Origin of the sequence: Pseudomonas sp. CBS, assembly GCF_024734645.1 — a bacterium.
Classification (GTDB): Bacteria; Pseudomonadota; Gammaproteobacteria; order Pseudomonadales; family Pseudomonadaceae; genus Aquipseudomonas.
Genome location: NZ_CP102929.1, coordinates 3,605,643 through 3,630,502, shown reverse-complemented (window position 1 = coordinate 3,630,502; position 24,860 = coordinate 3,605,643). Strand labels below are relative to the sequence as shown.

Genomic DNA, 24,860 nt, shown 5'->3' with positions numbered 1-24,860 from the left:
TCCCACATGGGGTTCCTTTATCGCTGCGGGATCAGTGCCCGCCAACCACCCGGGTCGAACTCTCGGCATACACCGGCCCCAACCGGTCAAGACGCCCGCTCCAGGCCGTCAGCGCCAAGGCCACCAGCACCACCGAACCGCCAATCCACGCCGTGTGGATCAAGCCCATGTGAGCGACGATCAAACCACCGGCCCACGCACCGCCGGCGATCCCCAGGTTGAACGCCGCAATGTTCAGGCCCGAGGCCACGTCCACCGCGTTCGGCGTGTGATGTTCTGCCTGGCGCACCACGTACACCTGCAAGCCCGGCACGTTGCCGAAGGCGACCGCGCCCCACACCAGCACCGTGGCCAAGGCCAGCCATGGGTTGCTTGCGGTCATGGTCAATACAAACAACACAACAGCGAGCAGGGCGAAGATGATTTTCAGGGCACTGATCGGGCCGCGTTTGTCCGCCAGTTTGCCGCCCCAGATGTTACCGACGGCCACCGAGATGCCGTACACCAGCAGCACCAGGCTCACGGTGCCGGCGCTGAACCCGGAGATGTCCTGAAGGATCGGCGCCAGGTAGGTGAAGGCGATGAACGAGCCGCCGTAACCCACCGCTGTCATGGCGTACACCAGCAGCAGCCGTGGTTGTTTCAATACTTGCAGTTGCTGCAACAGCGACGCGGGTTTGTTGTGAGCGATGTTGTTCGGCACGTAGAGCAGGCTGCCGATAAACGCGATCAGACCCAGGGCCGAGACGGCGAGGAAGGTTTCACGCCAGCCGAAGTGCTGGCCGATAAATGTCCCCAGCGGCACACCGGTCACCAACGCGACGGTCAGGCCGGTAAACATGATGGCAATCGCACTGGCGGCTTTTTCCTTGGGCACCAGGCTGGTGGCGATGGTCGAGCCAATCGAGAAGAACACCCCGTGGGCCAGACCGGTGACGATCCGCGCCAGTACCAGGGATTCATAGCTCGGCGCTTGCCAGGCCAGCAGGTTGCCGAGGGTGAACAGCACCATCAACGACAACAGCAGCAGTTTGCGTGGCACTTTGCCGGTCAGGGCGGTGAGCACCGGCGCGCCGATGGCCACGCCCAGGGCGTAGAGGCTGACCAGCAGGCCGGCAGACGGCAGGCTGACGCCAAGGTCGGCGCCGATGGTGGGTAACAGGCCAACGATGACGAACTCGGTCGTCCCGATGGCAAAAGCGCTGAGGGTCAGCGCGAGCAAGGCAATGGGCATGGCTGCAACTCCGGTGGGTTTCAATCAGGAGCGCAGTCTCGGGTGTTGGCTTGTGCGGAAAAAGACAGGTATTGGCATTTGATATTTGTCTGGAACGCACGGATCGACGTACTGGGGGAACGATCCGGCCTCAAACCCGTCAGTTCCTTACAGACCCTTCTGAAGGAGCCCGGTGTTTTGTTGAATTTAAAGACTGTGCTACTGCTCGGCACGCTGCTGTTTTGCGGCAGTGGCGCGCTGCAAGCGGCCACCGCCCCTGCGGCTCCAGCGCCTGCCGCCCCGGCCACGCCGGAACTGTTGGTAGAAGGCGGCCTGCTCGGCGCCATCAGCTCCAGCATCGATCATGTGCAGGACAAACTCGACCTCAACCAGAGCCTGGTGGACGCCTGGCGCCTGCGGGCCGATCGGGCGGCGGATGAAGTGGACAAGCTGGTGAACCAGCCGTCCGAACGTTCCTCGTGGAGTGTGGCCGGGGATTTCCTGTTGTTGTCCGGGGTGTGGATCGGCGCTTTCGCCGCACTGACCCTGCTTGGGCGCCTTATCGTCAAGCGCCTGAGCCTGCAGCGGTATATCGCACCGCGCCAGCGCCTCCAGGCGTTGCTCGGCTACCTGATTCCCTACACGATTCCGGCCTTGATCTGTTTGCCACTGACGCTTTACGTCAGCCATTTCCTGCCCACGTCAGTGGGCCGTGCGCTGGCCCTGTGTTTTGCCTACGCCACCAGCAGCGGTATTTTTTCCACCTCGATGCTGCTGTGCGTGATCGTCATGTTCAACGTCGGCCACAAGCGCCCGGCCGTGCAGATTATTCGTGACTACTGCCCCAAGCCGCTGTTCCTGATCGGCTTCCTTGCGGCCCTCAGCGATGCGCTGACCAGCCCGCAGATCGCCCGCCAATTGGGGGGCAATATCACCGCCAGCGTGGCGATTTTCACCGGGCTGTTTGCCTCGGTGATTTTCGGCATGCTGGTGATTCGCCTGCGTCGTCCGGTGGCGCATTTGATCCGCAACCGGCCCCTGGCCCAGCGCTTGAAACACCCGGCGGTGCAGCAATCCCTGCGGGTGTTTTCCGGCCTGTGGTATTGGCCGATTCTATTGATGGTGCTGGTGTCGGCGATCAACCTGATCGGCGCCGGCGACGACAGCCAGAAAGCCCTGCGCTGCGCACTGTTCACCACGATCCTGCTGATCGGCACGGTGTTCCTCAGCACGGTGTTGCAGCACCTGTTCCAGTCCCGCAGCACGGTGGCGGTCCAGCGCAGCAGCGCCTACAAGGAGCGTTTCCTCAGCCTGCTGCACGCGCTGTTGCGCATCGTCATGGCCATCGCCTTTATCGAAATCCTCGGGCGTATCTGGGGCGTTTCGCTATTTGAATTTGCCCAGCGCAATTCCGTCGGCCGTGCCATCAGTGATTCCCTGAGCAGTATCGGTTTGATCCTGCTGGTGACCTGGCTGTTCTGGGTGGTGCTCGACACCGCGATCCAGGAAGCGCTGAAACCACCGGTCAACAAACGCTCCAGCCGCCAGCCCAGCACGCGGGTGAAAACCATCCTGCCGCTGCTGCGCAACGCGGTGAAAATCATCCTGGTGGTGATCTGCGCGATCACCACCATGGCGAACCTGGGGATCAACGTTGCACCGCTGCTGGCGGGTGCCGGGGTGGTGGGTTTGGCCATTGGTTTTGGCTCCCAGCAACTGGTGCAGGATGTGATCACCGGGCTGTTCATCATCATCGAAGACACGCTGTCGATCGGCGACTGGGTGGTGCTCGACTCCGGCCACGCCGGTACCGTCGAGGGGCTGACCATCCGCACCCTGCGCCTGCGGGACGGCAAGGGGTTTGTGCATTCGGTGCCGTTCGGGCAGATCAAGGCGGTTACCAACCAGTCGCGGCAATTTGCCTACGCGTTCTTCTCGGTGCAGTTCACCTACGACACCGACGTCGACAAGGCTGTGGAGTTGATCCGCGAGGCGGGGCAGTCGATCCGCGACGACGTGTTCCTCAAGTACAACCTGCAAGGGCCGCTGGAGATATTTGGCGTCGACAAGATGGACCTCAACGGTGTGGTGCTGACGGCGCAATTCCGTACGGTGTCGGGTGGGCAATATGCGGTGAGCCGCGCGTTTAACCAGCGGTTGAAAAAGCTTGTGGATAACTGTGCCTTTGTTCACTTCGCGCAAACTTATCCACAGCAGGTGATGGTGCCGCAGCGGATTGGGCAACAGGTGGATGAGCCGGGAGAAGAAGTGCCTTCGTCGGTGGTGCTCACTGAGCAGCCGAGAACCCAATAGTTTTGGGGTGGGGCTACCGGCCTCTTCGCGAGCAAGCCCGCTCCCACATTCGATCCGGTTCCACCCTTGGAATGCGGTCGAATGTGGGAGCGGGCTTGCTCGCGAAGGCGTCATTACGGGCGCTACGAGTCAGCGCCTGATCAGCTTCTCCCGCACCAACCCCGCTGCCTGCGCATCCAGCTCCAGCAACACCTGCTGCTTGCCCGCAATCTCCACCGCCGCCGGCAATCCATCCCGGTACACCAGCCGATTACCGCTCAACGCCGGCACCTTGCTACCCGGCAGCAGCGTACCCACCAGGTTCAGCGGATCCGCTCCACACACGGCAATCAAGCTTCCATCGTGGGGCCGCCGCCGAACTTCCCGCAGCAGCGGAATCGCTTCCGGCAACGCAAACTGTTCCCCCGCCAAACCACTCACAAACCGCCCACCACGAATCTCGCCTCGGGCTTCCAGCCGATGGAATGTGCGCAGCAGTTCGCGCCAACTGGGCAGCCAGTCCGCCTCGCGCTCCAGCAGGCGCCAGAACACCACGCCGTATCGCCGCAGCAAGGTCATCGCCACATGCTCCAGCGTCTCGGCCGAGTGAGCCCCCGGACGTGTGCCATCCGCCACCGGCGCTCGCCGCACCAGGGCCCAACGCCCTGCATCGTCCATCCCGCCGACAAACGCGCCACGCCCGCGCCGACTGCTGCGGGCCTGGCGTTTGCTCGCGGGCGTGGTCAGGGCGCGTAGGCCAGCGAAGCTGTCGGCGTTCGCCAGCCCGGCGCCCACCAATTCCTGCAAGGCGGTTTCCAGTTCGGTGCGCAGCAGATGGGCTTCGTGGACCAATTCATCGAAAAACAGCGCGCCGTTTTCCCGCAGTGCCTGGTGGACTTTCTGTGCCTTGGGCGACAGCTCGGCGCTGTCGGGCGCGTCGGTCAATCCGCTCCACAACGGCACCTGGCTGCGGGGCAACAGCACCACCGGCGTGCTACGCAAGGCCGTCGCGCCAGCCTTGTTGCTCAGGCGTGTCCACACCACCTTGCCGCTGCGGCACAAATCGTCCAGCCAGTAGGGCGCGTAATCCTTGATTCGGGCGCTGAGCAAATCGCTGTCCCAGGCTGATGTGGCTGCGGCGTACCCTTCGAACTGCGCGACGATCTGCGGCAACACGGCGCTGCCCTGGCCCCGGGTGCCGTCCGACAGGTGCTGCCAGTCGAACAGAAACCGCATGAAATCCTGCAACGCCACCGGCTCGATTTCCCGGCGCAGACGCTTGACCGTGTAGCGGTGAATCCGCGCCAGCAGGTGGCGTTCGCACCATTGTTCGTCGCTGGCGCCGGGGCTGAAACGGCCGCGCAGTACGTAGCCGTCGCTTTCCAGACGTGCGAGGGCCTGTGACACGTCGGCTACCGGCAAGGCCAGGGGCGCGGCGATCTCGATCAGCGTCAATGGGCCAAAACCGCTCAGGCGCGCCCGCAGTACTTCCACCAGCGCTTCGTCGAAGGTCCAGGGCTCATCGAAGCCGGGCAGTAGTGGCAGGTCATTTGGATAGATCGCCTTTAAGCAACTCAAGCGCTCCACCGCTACCCACACGGCTTGCCCGGCATGAATCTGTAGCCGGTGGGCGCGGCCACCTTCGGCCAAGGCTTGCAGCCATTCGGCCCACTGCGGCGTGACCTCGGATTCGGCGATGCACGCCAAACTCATCAACGCTTCATGCATTTCATCCAGGCCATTAGGCGCAGGCCAGGCTTCCTCGCACACACCGGCAATCGCTTCGGCATCCAGTGCGCCGAGGTCGTCGGTGCTCTGCGGGTCGCTCCAGCGGCGGTTGAGCACGGCCTGGGTACGACGCTCTTCCAGCGGTGCATCATCGAGAAAGGTGTAGGGGCGGGCGCTGAGAATCTCCGCTGCCAAGGGGGACGGCGCCGGCAGGTCGCGGCTGATCAGACGGATCTCTCCGCGCTCCATGCGCCGCAGCAGGGCCAGCCAGCCTTCGCTGTCCATGGCTTCGTGCAGGCAATCATCGAGGGTTTGCTCCACCAGCGGATGCGCCGGCACTTCCCGCTCGCCGGCGAGGTTTTCCAGGCAGGCGATCTGGTCCGGGAACACACTGGCGATCAGGTCTTCACTCTTCATGCGCTGGATCTGCGGCGCCACTTTGCGCCCGCCGGTATAACGCGGCAGCGCAAGGGCCACGCCAGCATTCCAGCGCCAGCGCACGCCGAACAGCGGCGCATCCAGCACCGCCTGAATCAAGATGTGCTCGGCGGTGTTGCTGTTCAGGTAGCGCCATACCTCATCCAGCTCAAAGCTATGGCTGGTGGACAGCGACAACACGATCGCGTCCTCGCTGGCGGCGGCTTGCAGTTCGAAGTTGAAGGTGCGGCAAAACCGCTTGCGCAGCGCCAGGCCCCAAGCGCGGTTGATGCGACTGCCGAACGGCGTGTGGATGATCAATTGGGTGCCGCCGGACTCGTCGAAAAACCGCTCCATGATCAACGTGTCCTGGGACGGCAGCGCACTCAATGCCAGCCGTGCCCGTGCCAGGTAATCCACCAACTGTTCGGCGCTGGCCAGATTCAAACCGAGGGTGCCGGTGAGCCAGTCGAGCGCCGCTTGCAGCTTGCCGGGCGTGGCGGCCAGCAGCTCGTCCAGTTGCCCATGCAAGCGCGCCACGGCAAACGACAACTCGGCACTGCGCCCCGGTGCTTCACCGAGCCAGAACGGAATGGTCGGCGGCTGGCCGTGGGCGTCCTCGACCCGCACTTTGCCGGCTTCCACCCGCAGGATGCGGTAGGACGTATTGCCCAGCTGGAAGATATCCCCGGCGATGCTCTCCACCGCGAAGTCTTCGTTGACGCTGCCGATGTTCAGGCTTTGCGGCTCCAGCAGCACGCTGTAGTCGGCGTTGTCGGGGATGGTGCCGCCGCTGGTCACCGCGGTGAGCTTGGCGCCACGCCGGCCGCGCAGGGTGCGAGTGATGGCGTCGCGGTGCAGGTAGGCGCTGCGGATGCCCTGGCGGCCGTTGTAGCCCTCGGTGAGCATCTGCAGCAGTGCTTGATAGTGACGTTCATCCAGTTCGGCGTAGGGCGAGGCGCGGCGGATCAGCGTGAGCAGGGCCTGTTCCTGCCATTCCTGGCAGCTGACTTCGGCGATGATCTGCTGGGCCAGCACATCCAGCGGCGCGACCGGAATCAGCAAGGTGTCCAGCTCGCCCCGGCGCACGCAGTCGAGGAGGGCGGCGCATTCGATCAGGTCGTCACGGGTGGTGGCGAACAATCGGCCCTTGGGCGTGCCGCCAACCTGATGCCCGGAGCGTCCGACCCGTTGCAGAAAACCGTTGATCGAGCCGGGCGAGCCGATCTGGCACACCAAATCAACATCGCCAATATCAATCCCCAGCTCCAGCGACGCGGTGGCGATCAGCACTTGCAGCTCGCCGGCCTTGAGCCGTTGTTCGGCGTCCAGGCGCAGTTCCTTGGCGAGGCTGCCGTGGTGAGCGGCGACGGCGGTTTTGCCCAGGCGCTCGCTCAAGTGCCGGGCCAGGCGTTCAGCCAGGCGCCGGGTGTTGACGAAAATCAGCGTGGTGCGGTGTTGTTTGGCCAGTTCGGCGAGGCGGTCGTAGACCAGCTCCCACACGTCGTTGGCCATGACGGCCGACAGCGGCACCGGCGGTACTTCGATATCCAGGTCCCGTGGGCGCGCGTGGCCGATGTCGACGATCTCGCAGGGCCGGCCGGTGCCCGCTAGAAAACGCGACACCGCTTCGATGGGCTTTTGCGTGGCGGACAGGCCGATGCGGGTCAACGGTTCGCTGCATAAACCCTGCAGGCGCTCCAGCGTCAGAGCCAGGTGACTGCCACGCTTGCTGGCGGCGATGGCGTGGATTTCGTCGACGATCACCGTGCGGATGCTGGCGAGCATCTGCCGGCCCGAGTCCGAGCCCAGCAGCACGTAGAGCGATTCCGGGGTGGTCACCAGGATATGCGGTGGGTGCTTGCGCATCAGGGCGCGGTCTTTCTGCGGCGTGTCGCCGGTACGCACGGCGGTGCGGATCGCCAGCGGCGGCAGGCCCAGGCGCTGCAAGTGGTCGGTGATGCCGGCCAGAGGATTTTGCAGGTTGATCTGGATATCGTTGGACAATGCCTTCAGCGGCGAGACGTAAACCACCAGCGTCTGGTCTGGCAGTTGGCCGCCATTGGCCAGGCCTTGGTGCACAAGGTCGTCCAGCACAGCGAGAAACGCGGTGAGGGTCTTGCCGGAGCCGGTGGGCGCCGCAATCAGCGTCGAGCGGCGCTGGCGGATCAGCGGCCACGCCTGGGCCTGGGCGGTGGTCACCGACGGGAATGTACTGCGGAACCAGGCGCTGACGGCGGGGTGGAAACCGTTCAAGGCCGTGTCCGTTGATTCAGGAAGGTTCATACCCAATTTATGCGGCCAGCCCCGGCAACTTGCAACCCCGGCTGTGGCGAGGGAGCTTGCTCCCGCTGGGCTGCGTAGCGGCCCCAAAAAAGCGGGAGCGCTGCGCACTCCAGCGGGAGCAAGCTCCCTCGCCACAACAAGCCCCCTAGCCACAGCAAGCTTCCTCCCCACAAAAGGCTCTCTCTCTAAACCACCCAGGCGGCAATGGGCGGCGCACTTTATAAGTGACGGTTGCGCTACAAACCCGCAAAATGCAACGATTCTGGCAAATGCCAACGGCATGGCTCACAAGCCTGTCGATAATAACCATCGTTCCAAACAGACCGGGCCTGCTCAATCTATGCGAATGCGCCTTATGTTACTGGGCGGCGGGAATGCCCTCGGGCAGGCGCTGATTCGCCTCGGTGCGGAGGAAGACATCGGTTTCCTCGCCCCGCGTCCGCCCCAAGACGGCTGGGATGCCGCGAGCCTCACGCAACTGCTCGACGACACCCGTCCCGATGCCTTGATCAATCTCGCCTATTACTTCGACTGGTTTCAGGCGGAGACGGTCAGCGAGACGCGTCTGGCCGCGCAGGAGTACGCGATCGAGCGCCTGGCGGAACTGTGCCAGCACCACAGCATCACTTTGCTGCAACCGTCCAGCTACCGGGTGTTCGATGGCTCCCGCGCCACCGCCTACAGCGAAAAAGACGAACCCGTGCCCTTGGGCCTGCGGGGCCAGGCGTTGTGGCGCATCGAGCAGAGCGTACGCGCCACCTGCCCGCAGCACGTGCTGCTGCGTTTTGGCTGGCTGCTGGATGACAGCGTCGACGGCACCCTCGGGCGCTTCCTGGCCCGTGCCGAAAAACCTGACGAACTGCTGATGGCCGACGACCGCCGGGGCAACCCGACGCCGGTGGACGACGCGGCGCGGGTGATCATTTCGGTGCTCAAGCAACTCGACTGTGCCGCGCCGTTGTGGGGCACTTATCACTATGCCGGCCAGGAAGCGACCACCCCGCTGGCGCTGGGGCAGGCGATCCTGACCGAGGCGCGTAACTTCCACCCGCTGGCCGTGGAGTCCCCGACTGCCCAGGCCCACGCCGCCCGTCCGGATGCCGCCGATGAACCGCAACACGCGGTGCTGGCGTGCAAGAAAATCCTCCACACCTTCGGCATCAAGCCACGGGCATGGCGGGCCGGGTTGCCGGCGTTGCTCGACCGGTTCTACCGACACGGTCAAACGTAAAAAAGGCGCCTGCAACAGGCGCCTTTTTTGTGGCGGTTGTCTGGACGGATTCAGTTGATACGTGTTGGCCAGTCGAGTGCGCCACGGCATACGAAAAATTTGAAACCTTTGGTGCGCGCGGTCATCCATGCCAATAGGGATTGATTGTGCTTACGGCTCGTTCAGCAAAAGCAAAAGTCTGCATTCAGAAGAAGACTTCGCCCATCTCGCCATGGGCAGCCTAAAAAGAGGAGCCCGACCCATCATGGCAACACATTCTCCGGTGAATGGTTTGCCGCCGCCTCACGATGATGTGTATGAGGAGGCGCACGACCTGCAGTTCGCTTTGAGTAACGCCGGGCTTGGTATATGGCACCTGGACTTGACGACGGGCGAGCTGAAGACCTCGGCCACTTGTCGCCTCAACTTCGGACTCGAACCTCACGTACCGTTCAGCTATGAACACATGCAGCGCTTGGTGCACGCCGAAGACAAGCGCCGAGTGGCCGAAGCGTGGGATCGCTCGATCGCTCAACGTGGCGACTACGACGTTCGCTACCGCGTCATCACGCCAGTCGGTGAAACTCGCTGGCTGCACGTGTGCGCGAGACCCCGTTATGCCGATGATGGTCTACCCGTCACGATGACGGGATCCGTTCAGGATGTGAGCCAAGAGCAGTCACTTCAGTCGCAGAAGATGGACGCGCTGGGGCGGGTAACAGGCCGAGTGGCTCATGACTTTAATAATCTGCTGACGGTGATACGTTCTTCGGCGGATCTTTTGAAGCGTCCTTCCGTATCGGAAGAGCGGCGGCTGCGCCTGGTGGAAGCCATTTCCCAGGCGGTGGAGCGTGGTTCTCATTTCACCAGCCAATTGCTGTCCTTCGCTGGCAGGCAAGCCCTGCATCCCGCACCGCTGGACGTCAATTCAAGCACGTTCGCCATGGCCGATACGATTGCTGTGCGGGTTGGCACAGGCATCCACGTACGCATCGAGTCCACAGAATTACCCTGCGTTGTTCACGTCGACCCAGGACAGTTTGAAGCCGCCATTCTCAATATGGTCATGAACGCCCGGGACGCCATGATGGATAAGGGGGAGCTGGTCATCCGTGTTGAGTCGATGGACCTTATCCCTGCGTCCGATGGCTATCCCCTTATCAAGGGGCGTTTTGTTGCCGTGTCCATCACAGACAATGGCTCGGGTATCGCTCCGTTCAGCCTCGATAGAATCTTTGAACCGTTTTTCTCCACCCAAGGCAAAGGCCAGAGAAGTGGGCTGGGGCTCAGTCAGGTATTGGGTTTTGCCAAACAGTCGGGGGGGAGAGGTCAGGGTCGAGAGCCGTCTGGGGCAGGGAAGTACGTTCACGCTTTATTTGCCGCGCTCTTGAACTGGATGAGCGGATAGCCCGATTGCGCAAATGGAGTTAGCATCGTAAACCTTCGGCTTAAGAGCCTGTTGTTCACATCAGGGTTGCATTGTGGAAAAGCTAAATCGCCTTCAAAGCGGAATAGAAGGGCTGGATGCTCTGCTCAAGGGCGGGCTAGTCGCAGGTGCCTCCTACATTATCCAGGGGCGCCCAGGATCGGGTAAAACCATCCTCGCCAATCAACTGGGATTCAATCATGCGCGCAACGGGGGCCGTGTACTGGTGGCCACGTTGCTGGCCGAGTCCCACGACCGTTTATTTCAATTCCTCTCGACCCTGAACTTCTTTGATGTTTCCCGGGTGGGAGCCGAAATTCAGTTCGTCAGTGCGTTTGACACCCTTGAGAACGATGGTCTCGATGAAGTGGTCAAGCTGCTTCGGCGTGAGATCAGTCGTCAGAAGGCCACCGTGTTAGTGGTCGACGGCTTGCTTAATGCACGCTCCAAGGCTGACTCGCCCATCGACACCAAGAAATTCATTTCCGAGCTGCAAGGGCACGCTGCGTTCGCCGGTTGTACGGTGCTGTTTCTCACCAGTTCCCGGTTGGACGACGGCAGTCCTGAGCACACCATGGTTGATGGTGTGATTGAAATGGGTGAGGAGCTTCACGGCAGCCGTTCGGTGCGCCGTATTCAACTGCGCAAGACTCGGGGCAGTGGTGCACTGACCGGATTGCACGAGTGTGAAATTACCGACGATGGCCTGGTGGTTTATCCGCGTCTGGAAAGCCTCTACAGCCATCCGTCGTTACCTGACAGTGCCGATCTGACGCGTATCACCAGCGGCATCGGTTCGCTGGACGCCATCATCGGCGGTGGCCTGCACAGTTCTTCCGTTACCCTCGTCATGGGGCCTTCCGGCGTCGGGAAGACCACGTTGGGGCTCAGGTTCCTCGCTGAGTCGACAGTGGAAGCGCCGGGCCTGCATTTCGGTTTTTATGAAAGCCCGCAGCGGTTACGTCTCAAAGGCCAATCGCTGGGGATTGATATCAAGGGTATGGAAGAAAGTGGTGCGCTGAGTATTGCCTGGCAACCCACGACAGAAGGCCTGATCGACGGTCTCGGCGCACGGCTGCTGAAAATGGTTGAGGAAAAGGGCATCAAGCGCCTGTTCATCGACAGCTTGAGCGGCATGACCCGAGTGTCGACAAACCCGGCACGTATCACTGATTTCTACAGCGCGCTGATGAGCGAGCTTCGTGCCCGTGGCGTAACGGTGTTTGCCTCGTGGGAGATGCGTGACGTTTTTGGTTCGGAGGTCAGTTCTCCGACCCCGGACCTGTCCAGTATTGTCGATAACCTGCTGCTGATGCGTTTCTTCGAGATTCAATCTGAACTAAGAAGAATGCTTTCGATTCTTAAGGTACGAGATAGCTTCTACGATCCTTCGCTTCTTGAAGTGGTAATCCATGAAAACGGCGTTGACCTGAAGAAGGCATCAAGAAATGCATTGGCTGTCTCTAATGATTCTTCGCTGCCGGGCTCAGCGTCCAAAGTCTCTGATTCGGGTTGAACTGACATGACCACCATCCTGGTCGTCGACGACGAGTATTTGATCGCTGACATTCTCGGCTATGCGCTGGAGGATGAGGGGTACATGGTCGTAAAAGCAAGCAATGGCCAGAAAGGACTCGAGGTCCTGGAGCGCGAGCGGCCAGCGTTGATCATCACCGACTTCATGATGCCGGTCATGGACGGCCAAGAGTTTGCCGAAGCTGTCCGCGCGCTACCGGCAGTCAATCACTTGCCCATCATTCTGATCAGCGGAGCCCAGGCTCATATTGGTATGGAGCGGTCGGACTTGTTCAATGCAGTGTTGAAAAAGCCGTTCAACATTGACTTGGTCATCGCTGAAGTTCGCCAACTCCTGGCTGAAGCCTGACTCGCAGCACACGGGCGTGTGCCTGGCCTCTGATTGGCGCTTGCCTCCATGGGGAAGCCTCACAAAAAAGGCCCTGTACAACAGGGCCTTGGGTAGAACCTAGAACTTGTAGCCAATACCGACCATGTACACCATCGGGTCAACATCCACATTGACCTTTGCCCGAGTGCCCTGGCCCAGCGCGTTGTTATCCACGGTGGCCTTGGTGCTGATGTCGATGTAGCGCGCCTGGGCGTTGATCATCCACTTGTCGTTGATCATGTAGTCCGCACCGATCTGCGCGGCCCAACCCCAGGAGTTTTCCGCCTTGAAGTTGCTGAAGCCGGCCTGCTCGGCGCGGCTGCCGACGTGCTCGTCGTAGATCCAGGTGTAGTTGATACCGGCGCCGATGTACGGTTGGAATACCGACTTGCTGTCCAGCGGGTAGTACACGACGCTCAGGGTCGGCGGCAGGTGCTTCAGCGTACCGAGCTTGCCGTTGGCAGCGCCCAGGGCGGTGTTCTTAATCTTTACATCATGTTCGAACGGCGTGGCCGCCAGCAGTTCGATACCCCAGTGGCTGGTGAACATGTAGGCGAAGTTCAAGCCCAGTTGAGTGTCGCTGCTCATGGTCGCCTTGCCGCCCAGGTTGGTCCCGGCCAGTGGGCCCTGGTCAACCTTGACACTGCTGCTGTCCGCTTTCGGGTTGACGGTGATGGCACCGGCGCGAATCAGGATGTCGCCGGCTTCGTGAGCGTGGGCAACGGGGGCGATGAGGGCGAGCGCGACAAGCGACGCGCCGAGCAGGGACTTGTTCATGGGAGCTCCAGAGGATGTATTAAAAGAGATACATCCAATGGTAGAGATCGTTCCGGCTGGGCTTTTGACTCAGCTCAATGAAACGGTGATAACGCGCTACTCCTGCAATTCGTACACGTAGATCTTGTCGGCATCCATCTGGTAGCCGGCATCGGCCAGTTCGCTGCTGGACGGTTTGACCTGCATCTGGCCTTCGATCCAGTACGGCTGATACAACTCGTCGAGCTTCACGCCGACTTCGCTTTTCACATGCACGATCTGGTTCGACGGCGGTGGCGGTACATGGATGCACGCGCCGAAATACGGCACCAGCAGGAACTCCGTGGTGCGACCTTCTTCGCTGACTTCCAGCGGCACGATATAACCCGGCAGGCGGATGTGCTTACCGTCCAGGCTCTGTACGACTGGCGCGTTGGGCAGGTCCTGCTTGGCGGCCGGCGCAGACTCCACCGACAACGCATCAGCCATGCCCGACAAGTCGTGCAACGGTTTCATATTGGGGATTTCCGGCGGCGCATCCGGTGGGATCATCTCCTGCCAGGACAGGTCCCTGGGCTGGTCTTCAGCCCAGGCGGGCAGGGCCACCAGCAGTAACAGCGCAAGCACGACGCGACGCATCAACAGCTTCCTCATAAACGTACCGACAGGCCGTCGGCCAACGATTGCCGGTAGGCGCGCCAGGCCGGCACGCTGCCCATCAGCAGGGCTGCGACGAGAATACCGCCGAGCAGGGTCCATTCATATTCGCTCGGCAGCGACAGCGGCAGGTCCAGGCCGTAATTGGCCTGCAAATACCCGCGCGACGCGGCGATGCACACATACAGCAGCCCAACGCCGGCGATCACGCCGGACAGCGCCAGGGCAAAGGCTTCGAAGATCAGCAACGTCGCGATATGCCAGGGCCGCGCGCCCACCGAACGCAGGATCGCCATTTCCCGGCGGCGCTCATTGAGGCTGGTGAGGATCGCGGTGAGCATGCCGATCAAGCCGGTCAGCACCACGAACAGCGAGATCACGAACAGCGCTTTTTCAGCGGTGCCCATCATGCTCCACAACTCTTGCAAGGCCACGCCCGGCAGGATCGCCAGCATTGGCTCGCCACGGAATTCGTTGATCTCCCGTTGCAGGGCGAAGGTGGAGATCTTGTTGTTCAAGCCGAGCATGAACGCGGTGATGGCTTGGGGCGTCAGGTCCATGTTGCGGGCCTGGTCGGCGCTGATCCGGCCTTTGCCCTGGGCGGGCACGCCGTTGTGCCAGTCGATGTGAATCGCTTCCATGCCACCGAGGCTGATGTGCAGCGTGCGGTCCACCGGGGTACCGGTGCGCTTGAGGATGCCGACCACGGTGAACGGCTTGTCATCGTGTTTGACCAGGCTGACCACCGCCACGCCGTGGGCCAGCACCAGCTTGTCGCCCAGCTTGTAATGCAGCGCATCGGCCACTTCGGCGCCGAGCACCACTTCGAATGGATCGGTGGCGAAGGCGCGACCGCTGGCCAGTTCAAGGTTCTGCCGGCGGCCGTATTGGTAGTGTTCGAAATAGGATTCGTTGGTGCCCATCACGCGGTAGCCGCGGTGGGAGTCGCCGAGGGAAATCGGAATCGCCCATTTCACCTGCGGGTTGGCGGCGAAGTGCTCGTAGCTGTCCCAGCGAATATTGTTGGTGGCGTTGCCGATGCGGAACACCGAATACAGCAGCAAATTCACCGATCCGGAGCGCGCGCCGACGATCAGGTCGGTGCCGCTGATGGTGCTGGCGAAGCTGGCGCGGGCTTCGGTGCGTACCCGTTCCACCGCCAGCAACAGGCACACCGAGAGGGCGATGGCGAAGGCGGTGAGGATCGCGGTAAAGCGGCGGTTAGCCAGGCTGGCCATGGCTAGTCGAAACAAATACATCTCAAACCTCTGCGGGCGTGGCGGCGCGATTGAGTTCGGCCAGCGACAGGTTGCGGTCGAACAGCGGCGCCAGGCTCTGGTCATGGCTGACGAACAACAGGCTGGCGCCTGCTTCGCGGCATTCGGCAAACAACAACTGAATGAAGGCTTCCCGGGCGTCGTAGTCCAGGGCTGAAGTCGGTTCGTCGGCGATCACCAGTTCCGGCTGGCCGATCAACGCGCGAGCGGCGGCCACCCGCTGTTGCTGGCCAATGGAGAGCGAGTCGGCGCGGCGTTCCAGCAGGTTTTTGTCCTTGAGGCCCAAGTGGGCGAGCAAGGTCGCGGCGGCCTGGTCGACGCTGCCGTGACGCTGGATTGCCCGTTGCGCCCGCAGCTTGGAAAAGTGGCAGGGCAGTTCGACGTTCTCGCGCACCGAAAGAAACGGCAGCAGGTTGAACTGCTGGAAGATATAGCCGGTGTGGTCGACGCGGAAGCGGTCGCGGGCGCCGGCCGAGAGCTCGGTCAGCTCCTGGCCCAGCAGGCGAATACTGCCGCGACTGGGCTTTTGCACACCGCCCAGCAGGCCCAGCAGGGTGGTCTTGCCACTGCCGCTGGGGCCCTTGAGGAACAGGGTTTCCCCCGGCTCCAGGCGAAACGTCGGGATGTCCAGCAACTGTGGGTGACCCGGCCAGTTGAAGCCCAGGTCAGACAGCTCGATAAGTGCTTGGGTCATAGTGACAGGCTCTTCTGTGGGAGCGGGCTTGCTCGCGATGGACGTCAACGATGACGCGGGCATCAGGTTGAACGCGGCGCTCTCGAGTTTTTCGCGAGCAAGCTCGCTCCTACAGGGGTTCGTTTCAGAATTTGAGGGTGGCTGCTGTGGCCGTCGCTTCCACACCCTGCTGGCCGCTCGGGCCAATGAGTTGTACCTGAATTTTCTGGGTGGCGGGGAAGGTCTTGAACACCTGAGTCAGGTCGAGGTTGCTCAGGGCGGTCGGCGTGGCGCAGGTGAACTGGTAGTGAGCGTGGATTTCGCTGTGGTCGTGGTGATGTTCGTGGGCGGCGGCGCCTTTGCCATCGGTGGCGTGGTCGTCATCGTCCTCATCGTGGTCGGCTTCAGGTTTGTCGCCGAACAGCGGGCTGTTCAGTTCCTGAGTGCTGATCACGCAACCGGCGGCCTTGGGCAGGCTGAACAGCACCAAGGGTTGCTCCAGTTGCTTGCGGGCGGCGGCGACCTTGGCTTTGTCGGCAGGGGTGGTGGCGAGGTGTTCAAAACCCACCAGGTTCATCGCCGGGCTGTCCAGTTCCAGCTCCAGGGCCTGGCCGTCGAGCACGGCGTTGAGGCGGCCGACACCGTGTTCGTGGGCTCCCAGGCTGCCGTGCTCGTGATCATGGTCGTGCTCGTCGGCTGCCTGGGCGATGGCCAGTGGCAACAGGGCGAACGGCAAAGCGAGCAGCAAACGGCGCATGGTGGAACTCCCGAACAAAGATGAAAGTTTTGTTATGTGATCTTATAACAATTTTGCGAGGAGTTTGACCGCCTGCTTGGCGTAGCGCAAGACGCGTGGGAGCATGCTCGTCAGAAAAGTGCGGGAGTAAGTGCGATGTTGAGAATTCGTGGAACCGTTGGCGACCTGCCGGTGGACTTGACCTTGGAGCTGGACGACGGCGACTGGGCCCGGCTGGGCGCGCAGTTGCAGGCCAGCAAACCGCCGAGTGCCGAGCCCGTGGTGGCGCCGGCTGCGGGTAACCTGGACGAGAGCCTGTGGCAGGCCGCCCAGGATTTGCTGCGCAAGGCCGGGCAACTCAACGGCCTGGAATTGCTTGATCAACTGGAAGGCTTGGCCGGCAGCGCCTCGGCGGGCAAGCGCCTGCTGGTGCGCCTGCGCCACAGCGCCAAGGTCAAGGTGGCCAGCGGCGGGGATACGCCGCTGTACAGTTGGATCGAGTAAGGCTTAATACAGCGCGGCGAACAGCTTGCGGCGGTACACCGTGACAAGCGGGTGGTCGTTGCCGAGCAGTTCGAATACCTGCAACAGCGTCTTGTGGGGCAAGCCCTCGCTGTAGCTGCGGTTGCGGATGAACAGCTTGAGCAAGCCATCCAGCGCGGCGTCGTATTGCTGGCGTGCCAGTTGTTGTACGGCCAGTTGGTACACCGCCTCATCATCCTGCGGGTTTTGCGCCAGGCGGGCCTTGAGATCCGCGGCGTCCGGCAGGTCGGCGGCCTGGCGCAGGAAAGTAATCTGCGCCTTGGCGCCGGCCAGGGCGGCCTTGTGATCATCGCTCTTGACCGCGTCGAGCACGGTTTGCGCTTCGCCCAACTCACCGCGTTCGGCCAGGCAGCGCGCGTACAGGATCAGCGCAGCGGCGTTGGTGTTGTCTTCCCCGAGCAAGGTCACCAGCACGGCCTCGGCGTCGGTGATACGGCCTTCGGCAAACAACGCCTGGGCCTGCTCCAGTGGGTCGGCAGCGGCTGGCGGCGGCATCTGCACATGGGGCTCGAGCATCGCGCGCACGGCGGACTCGGGCTGCGCACCGGCAAACCCATCCACCGGCTGGCCATCCTTGAACAGCACCACGGTGGGCAGGCTGCGAATGCCAAAGCGCGAGACCACATCCGGCTCGGCGTCGCAGTCGACCTTGGCCAGCAGCAACTCACCCTGATAACTCTCGGCAATCTGCGCGAGCATCGGCATCAACGCCTTGCACGGCGCGCACCACTCGGCCCAGAAATCCACCAGCACGGGTTTTTCGAAGGAATTCTGGATCACGGCCTGGTCGAACGTGGCGGTGGTGGCGTCGAAGATGTACGGCGTGGGCTCACTCATGGGGTATCTCGAAGAAAGCAGGGGATGGGGCAACTATAAGGGTTGGTGGGGTTGGCTGAAAGCGGGACGGTCTCAGGATCGCAATCGCAGGCAAGCCAGCTCCCACAGGGGAATGCATTTCAAATGTGGGAGCGGGCTTGCCCGCGATGCTCTCAAGCGCGCTGCGAATGGTACAGGCTCACCTTGCGAAACTCCCAGGGCTCGGCCAGGTCGGGCAGTGTCAGGGCGTCGAGGATGCCCAGGCGCTGATACTCCGGGTGCTGGAAGTCCCGTACGCGGGAATCGGCCACCAGCGCTTCGCGGCCACGAGTCAGGAATTCATCCAGCAGCGGCAGGTTCGCCCGGTCGTACAGCACATCGGCGACCAGGATCAGGTCAAACCGGTCTTCTTCGGCAAAGAAGTCTGCGGAGTAACCCAGGGTCACGCCATTGAGTTCCGCATTCGCCCGGCAGGCAGCCAGGGCCAGCGGATCCAGGTCGCACGCCACCACTTCCAGCGCTCCGGCCTTTACTGCGGCAATCCCGGCAACGCCCGAACCTGCACCGAAATCCAGCACTCGCTTGCCTGCTACCCACTCAGGGTTGGCCGCCAGATACCGGGCCAGCGCCAGGCCGCTGGCCCAGCAAAAACTCCAGTACGGCGGTTCATGCAGGATGCGTCGGGTTTCTTCGGGGCTGAAGGCGCGGTGCATGTTGTCGGCGTCCAGCAGCCACAACGACAACTCGGTGCCCGGCAGCGGGCAGGGCACCAGTTGGGCGTCGCCGATCAGTTCGCTCAGTGCGCGTTGCAGGTCCAGCGGTGGCGTCATGGTGCGGTAACGAGTTGCAGCGCCCCTGTGGTCTGGGTGATCGCTTGGGTGATACGCACGGGCGGCAGGTGCAGGATCAACTGGCCGGACTGGCTGGCACGGCCGCGCAGTTCAACGCGCCCGCCTGCCGGGAAGGCTTCGGGGTTGAAACGCAGGCGGAAGGCCAACGGCTTGTTGTTGCCAATCAGCACGCTGCTGGCCAGCAGTTGTTGCGGGCGCGAGCGGTCGTCGATCACCAGCAGCGCCAGTTCGACTTCCGCGCCAGCGGGTACGCCGTTCAATTGGCCGCTGACTTCACGCTGGTAGGCGGGCAGCGGGCCGAGGTCTTCTTCCACACCCGGGATTTTTTTCTCTTGTTGAGGGGCGGCAACCGGCGCGGCAGGTTTTGGGGCATGGCTGCTGCAGGCGACCAGAAAACCGAGCAACGTGAGCAAAACAAGTGGTCGTAACTGCATGTACGGCTCCAGAAAGGACAAAATCCGTGGCTTAAAAAATATGAAACATAATAGTCAGCCTATATACCGTAAAGGCTGTGGCTTGTCTTGCCACAGGGATGCGCTACCATGGCCCTCCCATTTTTTGTTGCCTGCCACCATGCACTGTCCCTTCTGCGGTGCCAACGACACCAAGGTCATTGACTCGCGTCTGGTCGCCGAGGGCGAGCAGGTGCGTCGCCGGCGTGAATGCCTGGCCTCTGGCTGCGGTGAACGTTTCACCACCTTCGAAACCGCCGAACTGGTATTGCCACGTCTGATCAAGACCGACGGCAGCCGCCAGCCTTTCGACGAAGAAAAACTGCGCGCCGGAATGCAGCGTGCCCTGGAAAAACGCCCGGTGAGTGTCGAGCGGCTGGAAGCGGCGCTGGTGCATATCAAGCACAAGCTGCGCGCCACTGGCGAGCGCGAAGTCAAATCCCTGGTGGTTGGAGAATTGGTGATGGGCGAGCTGCAAAAGCTCGACGAAGTCGCCTATATCCGTTTCGCCTCGGTGTATCGACGCTTCCAGGACCTCAACGAGTTCCGCGAAGAGATCGACCGCCTGGCCCGTGAGCCGGTAAAAGAATGAACCCACCTTCGGCAGAACAAGCGGTACTCGACGCTCATTACATGGCTCGTGCCCTGGAATTGGCGCGCAAGGGCCTGTACACCACCCACCCCAACCCCCGAGTTGGCTGCGTGGTCGTGCGTGATGGGCAGATTGTCGGCGAAGGCTGGCACGTGCGCACCGGCGAACCCCATGCGGAAGTCCATGCCCTGCGGGCTGCGGGCGACAAGGCCCGGGGCGCCACGGCTTACGTGACCCTTGAACCCTGCAGCCACCACGGGCATACGCCACCGTGCGCCGATGCCCTGGTGAATGCCGGTTTGGCCCGTGTGGTCGCGGCGATGCAGGACCCGAATCCGGAAGTCGCCGGGCGTGGCATGCGTCGGTTGGCCCAGGCCGGGATCGAGACGTACAGCGGCTTGCTGGAAAACGAAGCACGGGCGCTCAACCCGGGCTTTCTCAAGCGCATGGAGCATGGCCTGCCGTTTGTGCGGGTCAAGTTGGCCATGAGCCTGGACGGTCGCACCGCCATGGCCAATGGCGAAAGCCAGTGGATCACCGGCCCGGCCGCCCGTGCCGCCGTGCAACGACTGCGGGCCCAGGCCAGTGTGGTGCTCACCGGCGCCGACACCGTGCTGGCCGATGGCGCTCGCCTGACGGTGCGCGCCGCCGAGCTGGGGCTGGATGAAGAAACCACCGCCCTGGCGATGTCCCGTCCGCCGCTGCGCGTATTGATCGACGGCCGCCTGCGGGTGCCGCTGAATGCGCCGTTCTTCAAGGCCGGCCCCGCGCTGGTCATCACCTGCGTGACCCCGGACAACCAATACCCAACCGGGCCCGAGTGCCTGGTGGTGCCGGGCGTCGACGGTCAGGTCGACCTGCGTTCCGCGCTGGTGGCCCTGGCCGCCCGTGGCGTCAACGAGGTGTTGGTGGAGGCCGGCCCAAGTCTGGCCGGTGCCTTCGCCCAGCAAGGCCTGGTGGACGAGTACGTGATATTCGTCGCCGGCAAGTTCCTCGGCTCCGCTGCTCGGCCTTTGCTGGACTGGCCGCTTGAGAAACTGGCCGACGCCCCCCAACTCAAGATCACTGAAATGCGCGCTGTGGGCGATGACTGGCGAGTCACTGCCGTCCCCGTCCCTGCAGCGAGCGTATAATTCCCGGCCTGCGCCACGTCTTCAGGAGAACGGCATGTTCACCGGCATTATCGAATCCATCGGCAGCATCCGTGCAATGACCCCAAAAGGCGGCGACGTACGCCTGCTGGTTGAAACCGGCAAGCTCGACCTGAGCGACGTCAAACTGGGCGACAGCATCGCCGTCAGCGGTGTATGCCTGACTGTCATCGAATTGCCTGGCAACGGCTTTGCCGCCGATGTCAGCCGGGAAACCCTGGACTGCACCGCGATGAACGACCTCAAGAGCGGCAGCCCGGTGAACCTGGAAAAAGCCCTGACCCCGACCACCCGTCTCGGTGGGCACCTGGTCAGTGGTCACGTCGACGGGGTCGGCGAAGTCGTTGCTCGCAGCGAAAATGCCCGCGCCGTGGAATTCCGCATCCGCGCGCCCAAGGAGCTGGCCAAGTACATCGCCCACAAGGGCTCGATCACCGTCGACGGCACCAGCCTGACCGTGAACGCCGTGAATGGCGCCGAATTTGAACTGACCATCATTCCCCACACCCTGAGCGAAACCATCATGGCGTCGTACCAGCCGGGTCGCCGGGTGAACCTGGAAGTCGACTTGCTTGCCCGTTACCTGGAGCGCCTGTTGTTGGGCGATAAGGCCGCAGAGTCTGACTCTCTTCAAGGGTCCGCCGGTAACATCACTGAAAGTTTTTTAGCCGCTAACGGCTACCTTAAATCCTGACCCAAGGGGGTGCCGCGTGGCGCTCAACAGCATCGAAGAACTGGTTGAAGACATCCGCCAAGGCAAGATGGTTATCCTTATGGATGACGAAGACCGCGAAAACGAAGGCGACCTGATCATGGCCGCCGAGTGCTGCCAGCCGGAACACATCAACTTCATGGCCAAGCACGCCCGTGGCCTGATCTGCATGCCAATGAGCCGCGAGCGCTGCGAGCTGCTGAAGCTGCCGTTGATGGCGCCGCGCAATGGTTCGGGGTTTGGCACCAAGTTCACCGTGTCCATCGAAGCCACCACCGGTGTCACCACGGGCATCTCCGCTGCTGACCGTGCCCGCACCGTACAAGCCGCTGCCGCGAAAGACGCCAAGGCCGAAGACATCGTCAGCCCTGGTCACATCTTTCCGCTGATGGCCCAACCGGGTGGCACCCTGGCTCGCGCCGGCCACACCGAAGCTGCCTGCGACCTGGCGCGCATGGCCGGTTTCGAGCCGAGCGGTGTGATCTGCGAAGTGATGAACGACGACGGCACCATGTCCCGTCGCGCCGAGCTGGAAGAGTTTGCCGCGCTGCATAACATCAAGATCGGCACCATTGCCGACCTGATTCACTACCGAATGATCCACGAACGTACCGTTCAGCGGATTGCCGAGCAGCCGCTGGACAGTGAGCTGGGCCAGTTCAACCTGGTGACCTATCGTGATTCCGTGGAAGGCGACGTGCACATGGCCCTGACCCTGGGCACCATCTGCGCTGAAGAACCGACCCTGGTGCGGGTGCACAACATGGACCCGCTGCGCGACCTGCTGATGGTCAAGCAACCGGGGCGCTGGAGCCTGCGGGCCGCGATGTCTGCGGTGTCCGATGCTGGCAGCGGCGTGGTATTGCTGCTGGGTAACCCGGTGGATGGCGACGTGTTGCTGGCGCATATCCGTGAAACCGCCGACCACGTGCCGGTGAAAAAACCGACCACCTACAGCATCGTCGGTGCCGGTTCGCAGATCCTGCGGGACCTGGGCGTACGCAAAATGCGCCTGATGAGTGCGCCAATGAAATTTAATGCCATATCCGGTTTCGACCTGGAAGTAGTAGAATACGTGCCCTCCGAATAAAGGCCGGCGTTGTTTACCCCTTGTTCGCGGTTCAAATATCACTGAGGGGCGCGCACTAAGCGCGTCCCGGCTCTTTAAGAGATTTGTCGAATGACCCTGAAGACCATCGAAGGTACCTTCATCGCCCCCAAAGGCCGCTATGCCCTGGTGGTTGGCCGCTTCAACAGCTTCGTGGTTGAAAGCCTGGTAAGCGGTGCCGTGGATGCCCTGGTTCGCCACGGTGTGAGCGAAAGCGACATCACCATTATCCGCGCTCCTGGCGCCTTCGAAATTCCACTGGTTGCGCAGAAAGTTGCACAGCAGGGTGAATACGCGGCGATCATCGCCCTGGGCGCGGTCATTCGTGGCGGTACTCCGCACTTCGAATACGTGGCTGGCGAATGCACCAAGGGCCTGGCCCAGGTGTCCATGGAGTTCGGCGTGCCGGTCGCCTTTGGCGTGCTGACCGTTGATTCCATCGAGCAAGCCATCGAACGTTCCGGCACCAAGGCCGGTAACAAAGGTGCCGAAGCTGCCCTGTCCGCCCTGGAAATGGTCAGCCTGCTGGCACAGTTGGAGGCCAAGTGATTAGCGACGACAGCGATCAGTTCAACCCCCAGGACCCGCGCCCAACAGACGCCGGCAAGCCCTCGAAAAGCGAAAAGCGTCGTTCGGCTCGTCAGCTCGCCACCCAGGCGCTGTACCAGCGTCATATGGCCGGCACTTCGCTGAACGAGATTGAAGCGCAATTTCGCGTCGATAACGACTTCACGTTTGCCGACCAGAGCTACTTCCACGACATCCTGCACGGCGTTCCGGCCAACCTGGACGAGATCGATGCTGCTTTGTCGCCGTGCCTGGACCTGACCCTCGAAGAGCTGGACCCGGTTGAACTGGCCGTACTGCGCCTGTCCACCTGGGAACTGCTCAAGCGCGTCGACGTACCGTACCGCGTTGTGATCAACGAAGGGATCGAACTGGCGAAAGTCTACGGTTCCACCGACGGTCACAAGTTCGTCAACGGCGTGCTCGACAAGCTGGCCCCGCGCCTGCGTGAAGCCGAAGTGAAGGCGTACAAGCGCTAACTGGCGCTTGCTGACGCAATGGGCGAGTTTGAGCTGATCCGCAACTACTTCGCCGCCGCGCCCTGTGCGCAAGGCGGCGAAGGCATTGCACTGGGGATTGGCGACGACTGCGCCTTGCTGGCGGTTCCTCCCGGGGAACAGCTGGCGGTTTCAACTGATACTTTGGTGGCCGGCGTGCACTTTGCCGACCCCTGTGATCCGTTTCTGCTCGGCCAGCGCTCGCTGGCCGTGGCAGTCAGCGACCTGGCAGCCATGGGCGCCAATCCCCTCGCGTTTACCCTTGCCCTGACCACCCCGACGGTTGATGCCGATTGGCTGCAACGCTATGCCCAGGGTTTGAACGCCATGGCCCAGAGTTGCGGTGTGGTTCTGGTGGGTGGCGACACTACCCGTGGGCCGCTGAGCCTGACCCTGACCGTGTTTGGCCGGGTGCCGGCGGGCCAGGCCTTGACCCGCAGCGGTGCGCGGCCCGGCGACTTGCTGTGTGTTGGCGGTGAGCTGGGTAACGCGGCGGGCGCATTGCCGCTGGTACTGGGGCAGCGCACGGCAGAGGCCGCTGTCGCCGAGCCGTTGCTGGCCCATTACTGGTCGCCGCAACCCCAGTTGGCGCTGGGCCTGGCGTTGCGGGGCAAGGCGACGTCTGCCATGGATATTTCCGACGGTCTTCTGGCTGATTGCGGGCATATCGCCAAGGCGTCGGCTGTCAGTTTGTTGATCGAGCAGCAAAAGTTGCCGTTGTCGGCGGCCTTGCTCGCCTTTGTCGGCGACGCGGATGCGCGGGTAGCCGCGTTGAGCGGCGGGGACGACTACGTACTGGCGTTCACCTTGCCACCTGTCGAACTGGCACCGTTGTTGGCTGCCGGTGCGCCGGTCCATGTGATTGGCCGGGTCGAGGCGGGGCAGGGCGTTACCCTGCTGGACGCGGCGGGCCAGGACATCACACCCGCCATCCGTGGCTATCAACATTTCTGACACCCATAGAACCAAGCTGAAGGCCAATCGAACCTATTGA

23 protein-coding genes are annotated in these 24,860 nt (G+C 62.4%); 13 read left to right on the top strand and 10 right to left on the bottom strand.

Annotation, left to right across the window (positions count from 1 at the left end; translation table 11 throughout):
- Positions 1-31 precede the first annotated feature (31 nt).
- On the bottom strand, positions 32-1,234 hold the full coding sequence (locus NVB75_RS16560) for an MFS transporter (protein ID WP_258342402.1): 1,203 nt from the start codon (positions 1,232-1,234) through the stop codon (positions 32-34).
- Positions 1,235-1,411: 177 nt separating this feature from the next.
- Between NVB75_RS16560 and NVB75_RS16555 the strand changes: the two genes are divergently transcribed.
- A complete protein-coding gene (locus NVB75_RS16555) occupies positions 1,412-3,526 on the top strand; it encodes a mechanosensitive ion channel family protein (protein WP_258342401.1) in 2,115 nt (704 codons plus the stop codon).
- A 129-nt stretch (positions 3,527-3,655) separates the two neighbouring features.
- Here the strand turns inward: NVB75_RS16555 and NVB75_RS16550 are convergent, their stop codons facing one another.
- Complete coding sequence (locus NVB75_RS16550) at positions 3,656-7,936, bottom strand: DEAD/DEAH box helicase (protein WP_258342400.1); 4,281 nt, start codon at positions 7,934-7,936, stop codon at positions 3,656-3,658.
- A gap of 340 nt (positions 7,937-8,276) precedes the next feature.
- On the opposite strand from NVB75_RS16550, the gene NVB75_RS16545 reads away from it, so the two are divergent.
- The 4 genes from NVB75_RS16545 (at position 8,277) to NVB75_RS16530 (ending at position 12,457) form a co-directional block, all read left to right on the top strand.
- Positions 8,277-9,167 carry an NAD(P)-dependent oxidoreductase gene (locus NVB75_RS16545; protein WP_258342399.1) on the top strand — a complete coding sequence of 297 codons (891 nt, stop codon included), beginning with the start codon at positions 8,277-8,279 and terminating at the stop codon, positions 9,165-9,167.
- Positions 9,168-9,411: 244 nt separating this feature from the next.
- Positions 9,412-10,554 carry a PAS domain-containing protein gene (locus tag NVB75_RS16540; RefSeq protein WP_258342398.1) on the top strand — a complete coding sequence of 381 codons (1,143 nt, stop codon included), beginning with the start codon at positions 9,412-9,414 and terminating at the stop codon, positions 10,552-10,554.
- 73 nt (positions 10,555-10,627) lie between these two features.
- Positions 10,628-12,088 carry an ATPase domain-containing protein gene (locus NVB75_RS16535; protein WP_258348470.1) on the top strand — a complete coding sequence of 487 codons (1,461 nt, stop codon included), beginning with the start codon at positions 10,628-10,630 and terminating at the stop codon, positions 12,086-12,088.
- 6 nt (positions 12,089-12,094) lie between these two features.
- Positions 12,095-12,457, top strand: a complete 363-nt coding sequence (locus tag NVB75_RS16530; protein WP_063026844.1) for a response regulator — start codon at positions 12,095-12,097, stop codon at positions 12,455-12,457.
- Between the two features lie 99 nt (positions 12,458-12,556).
- Here NVB75_RS16530 and NVB75_RS16525 read toward each other — a convergent pair whose 3' ends face one another.
- From NVB75_RS16525 to NVB75_RS16505, 5 genes are all read right to left on the bottom strand, one after another.
- Positions 12,557-13,255 carry an OmpW family protein gene (locus tag NVB75_RS16525; RefSeq protein WP_258348464.1) on the bottom strand — a complete coding sequence of 233 codons (699 nt, stop codon included), beginning with the start codon at positions 13,253-13,255 and terminating at the stop codon, positions 12,557-12,559.
- Between the two features lie 96 nt (positions 13,256-13,351).
- Positions 13,352-13,873: a DUF3299 domain-containing protein gene (locus NVB75_RS16520; protein WP_258348463.1), complete on the bottom strand. Its 522-nt coding sequence runs from the start codon at positions 13,871-13,873 to the stop codon at positions 13,352-13,354.
- An 11-nt stretch (positions 13,874-13,884) separates the two neighbouring features.
- Entirely contained in the window at positions 13,885-15,150 is a 1,266-nt protein-coding gene (locus tag NVB75_RS16515) for an ABC transporter permease (protein ID WP_258348457.1), read from the bottom strand.
- A 1-nt stretch (position 15,151) separates the two neighbouring features.
- On the bottom strand, positions 15,152-15,862 hold the full coding sequence (locus tag NVB75_RS16510) for an ABC transporter ATP-binding protein (protein WP_017476296.1): 711 nt from the start codon (positions 15,860-15,862) through the stop codon (positions 15,152-15,154).
- A 124-nt stretch (positions 15,863-15,986) separates the two neighbouring features.
- Positions 15,987-16,598 (bottom strand): DUF2796 domain-containing protein, encoded by a 612-nt coding sequence (locus tag NVB75_RS16505; RefSeq protein ID WP_102369990.1) that lies wholly within the window; start codon positions 16,596-16,598, stop codon positions 15,987-15,989.
- 135 nt (positions 16,599-16,733) lie between these two features.
- Between NVB75_RS16505 and NVB75_RS16500 the strand changes: the two genes are divergently transcribed.
- Positions 16,734-17,081 (top strand): hypothetical protein, encoded by a 348-nt coding sequence (locus tag NVB75_RS16500; RefSeq protein ID WP_102369989.1) that lies wholly within the window; start codon positions 16,734-16,736, stop codon positions 17,079-17,081.
- A gap of 3 nt (positions 17,082-17,084) precedes the next feature.
- Here NVB75_RS16500 and trxA read toward each other — a convergent pair whose 3' ends face one another.
- The 3 genes from trxA to NVB75_RS16485 form a co-directional block, all read right to left on the bottom strand.
- Complete coding sequence (gene trxA / locus NVB75_RS16495; protein ID WP_003209995.1) at positions 17,085-17,957, bottom strand: thioredoxin; 873 nt, start codon at positions 17,955-17,957, stop codon at positions 17,085-17,087.
- Between the two features lie 152 nt (positions 17,958-18,109).
- A complete protein-coding gene (locus NVB75_RS16490) occupies positions 18,110-18,766 on the bottom strand; it encodes a methyltransferase (RefSeq protein WP_258348455.1) in 657 nt (218 codons plus the stop codon).
- Complete coding sequence (locus NVB75_RS16485; RefSeq protein WP_258348453.1) at positions 18,763-19,221, bottom strand: YbaY family lipoprotein; 459 nt, start codon at positions 19,219-19,221, stop codon at positions 18,763-18,765. The genes NVB75_RS16490 and NVB75_RS16485 overlap by 4 nt, the downstream gene beginning before the upstream one ends.
- A gap of 139 nt (positions 19,222-19,360) precedes the next feature.
- Here NVB75_RS16485 and nrdR point away from each other — a divergent pair, with 139 nt between their 5' ends.
- The 7 genes from nrdR (at position 19,361) to thiL (ending at position 24,820) form a co-directional block, all read left to right on the top strand.
- A complete protein-coding gene (nrdR, locus tag NVB75_RS16480; RefSeq protein ID WP_003209990.1) occupies positions 19,361-19,831 on the top strand; it encodes a transcriptional regulator NrdR in 471 nt (156 codons plus the stop codon).
- Positions 19,828-20,964, top strand: coding sequence for a bifunctional diaminohydroxyphosphoribosylaminopyrimidine deaminase/5-amino-6-(5-phosphoribosylamino)uracil reductase RibD (gene ribD, locus NVB75_RS16475; protein ID WP_258348451.1), 1,137 nt, complete (start codon positions 19,828-19,830; stop codon positions 20,962-20,964). Before nrdR ends, ribD begins: the two co-directional genes overlap by 4 nt.
- 34 nt (positions 20,965-20,998) lie before the next feature.
- Positions 20,999-21,676: a riboflavin synthase gene (locus NVB75_RS16470; protein ID WP_258348450.1), complete on the top strand. Its 678-nt coding sequence runs from the start codon at positions 20,999-21,001 to the stop codon at positions 21,674-21,676.
- A gap of 16 nt (positions 21,677-21,692) precedes the next feature.
- On the top strand, positions 21,693-22,784 hold the full coding sequence (gene ribBA, locus NVB75_RS16465) for a bifunctional 3,4-dihydroxy-2-butanone-4-phosphate synthase/GTP cyclohydrolase II (protein ID WP_258348449.1): 1,092 nt from the start codon (positions 21,693-21,695) through the stop codon (positions 22,782-22,784).
- 90 nt (positions 22,785-22,874) lie between these two features.
- Entirely contained in the window at positions 22,875-23,351 is a 477-nt protein-coding gene (gene ribE, locus NVB75_RS16460; protein ID WP_003209986.1) for a 6,7-dimethyl-8-ribityllumazine synthase, read from the top strand.
- On the top strand, positions 23,348-23,848 hold the full coding sequence (gene nusB, locus NVB75_RS16455) for a transcription antitermination factor NusB (protein WP_258348447.1): 501 nt from the start codon (positions 23,348-23,350) through the stop codon (positions 23,846-23,848). The genes ribE and nusB overlap by 4 nt, the downstream gene beginning before the upstream one ends.
- Before the next feature lie 18 nt (positions 23,849-23,866).
- On the top strand, positions 23,867-24,820 hold the full coding sequence (gene thiL, locus NVB75_RS16450; protein ID WP_258348446.1) for a thiamine-phosphate kinase: 954 nt from the start codon (positions 23,867-23,869) through the stop codon (positions 24,818-24,820).
- Positions 24,821-24,860 lie beyond the last annotated feature (40 nt).

Bases quoted from the DNA above. Each gene is read 5' to 3' on its own strand.
- NVB75_RS16560 (WP_258342402.1), bottom strand. From the start codon at position 1,234: ATGCCCATTGCCTTGCTCGCGCTGACCCTCAGCGCTTTTGCCATCGGG.
- NVB75_RS16470 (WP_258348450.1), top strand. From the start codon at position 20,999: ATGTTCACCGGCATTATCGAATCCATCGGCAGCATCCGTGCAATGACC.
- thiL (WP_258348446.1), top strand. From the start codon at position 23,867: ATGGGCGAGTTTGAGCTGATCCGCAACTACTTCGCCGCCGCGCCCTGT.
- ribE (WP_003209986.1), top strand. From the start codon at position 22,875: ATGACCCTGAAGACCATCGAAGGTACCTTCATCGCCCCCAAAGGCCGC.
- NVB75_RS16530 (WP_063026844.1), top strand. From the start codon at position 12,095: ATGACCACCATCCTGGTCGTCGACGACGAGTATTTGATCGCTGACATT.
- NVB75_RS16485 (WP_258348453.1), bottom strand. From the start codon at position 19,221: ATGCAGTTACGACCACTTGTTTTGCTCACGTTGCTCGGTTTTCTGGTC.
- NVB75_RS16540 (WP_258342398.1), top strand. From the start codon at position 9,412: ATGGCAACACATTCTCCGGTGAATGGTTTGCCGCCGCCTCACGATGAT.
- trxA (WP_003209995.1), bottom strand. From the start codon at position 17,957: ATGAGTGAGCCCACGCCGTACATCTTCGACGCCACCACCGCCACGTTC.
- NVB75_RS16515 (WP_258348457.1), bottom strand. From the start codon at position 15,150: ATGTATTTGTTTCGACTAGCCATGGCCAGCCTGGCTAACCGCCGCTTT.
- NVB75_RS16500 (WP_102369989.1), top strand. From the start codon at position 16,734: ATGTTGAGAATTCGTGGAACCGTTGGCGACCTGCCGGTGGACTTGACC.
- nrdR (WP_003209990.1), top strand. From the start codon at position 19,361: ATGCACTGTCCCTTCTGCGGTGCCAACGACACCAAGGTCATTGACTCG.
- ribD (WP_258348451.1), top strand. From the start codon at position 19,828: ATGAACCCACCTTCGGCAGAACAAGCGGTACTCGACGCTCATTACATG.
- NVB75_RS16490 (WP_258348455.1), bottom strand. From the start codon at position 18,766: ATGACGCCACCGCTGGACCTGCAACGCGCACTGAGCGAACTGATCGGC.
- NVB75_RS16510 (WP_017476296.1), bottom strand. From the start codon at position 15,862: ATGACCCAAGCACTTATCGAGCTGTCTGACCTGGGCTTCAACTGGCCG.
- NVB75_RS16550 (WP_258342400.1), bottom strand. From the start codon at position 7,936: ATGAACCTTCCTGAATCAACGGACACGGCCTTGAACGGTTTCCACCCC.
- NVB75_RS16520 (WP_258348463.1), bottom strand. From the start codon at position 13,873: ATGCGTCGCGTCGTGCTTGCGCTGTTACTGCTGGTGGCCCTGCCCGCC.
- NVB75_RS16545 (WP_258342399.1), top strand. From the start codon at position 8,277: ATGCGAATGCGCCTTATGTTACTGGGCGGCGGGAATGCCCTCGGGCAG.
- NVB75_RS16525 (WP_258348464.1), bottom strand. From the start codon at position 13,255: ATGAACAAGTCCCTGCTCGGCGCGTCGCTTGTCGCGCTCGCCCTCATC.
- NVB75_RS16505 (WP_102369990.1), bottom strand. From the start codon at position 16,598: ATGCGCCGTTTGCTGCTCGCTTTGCCGTTCGCCCTGTTGCCACTGGCC.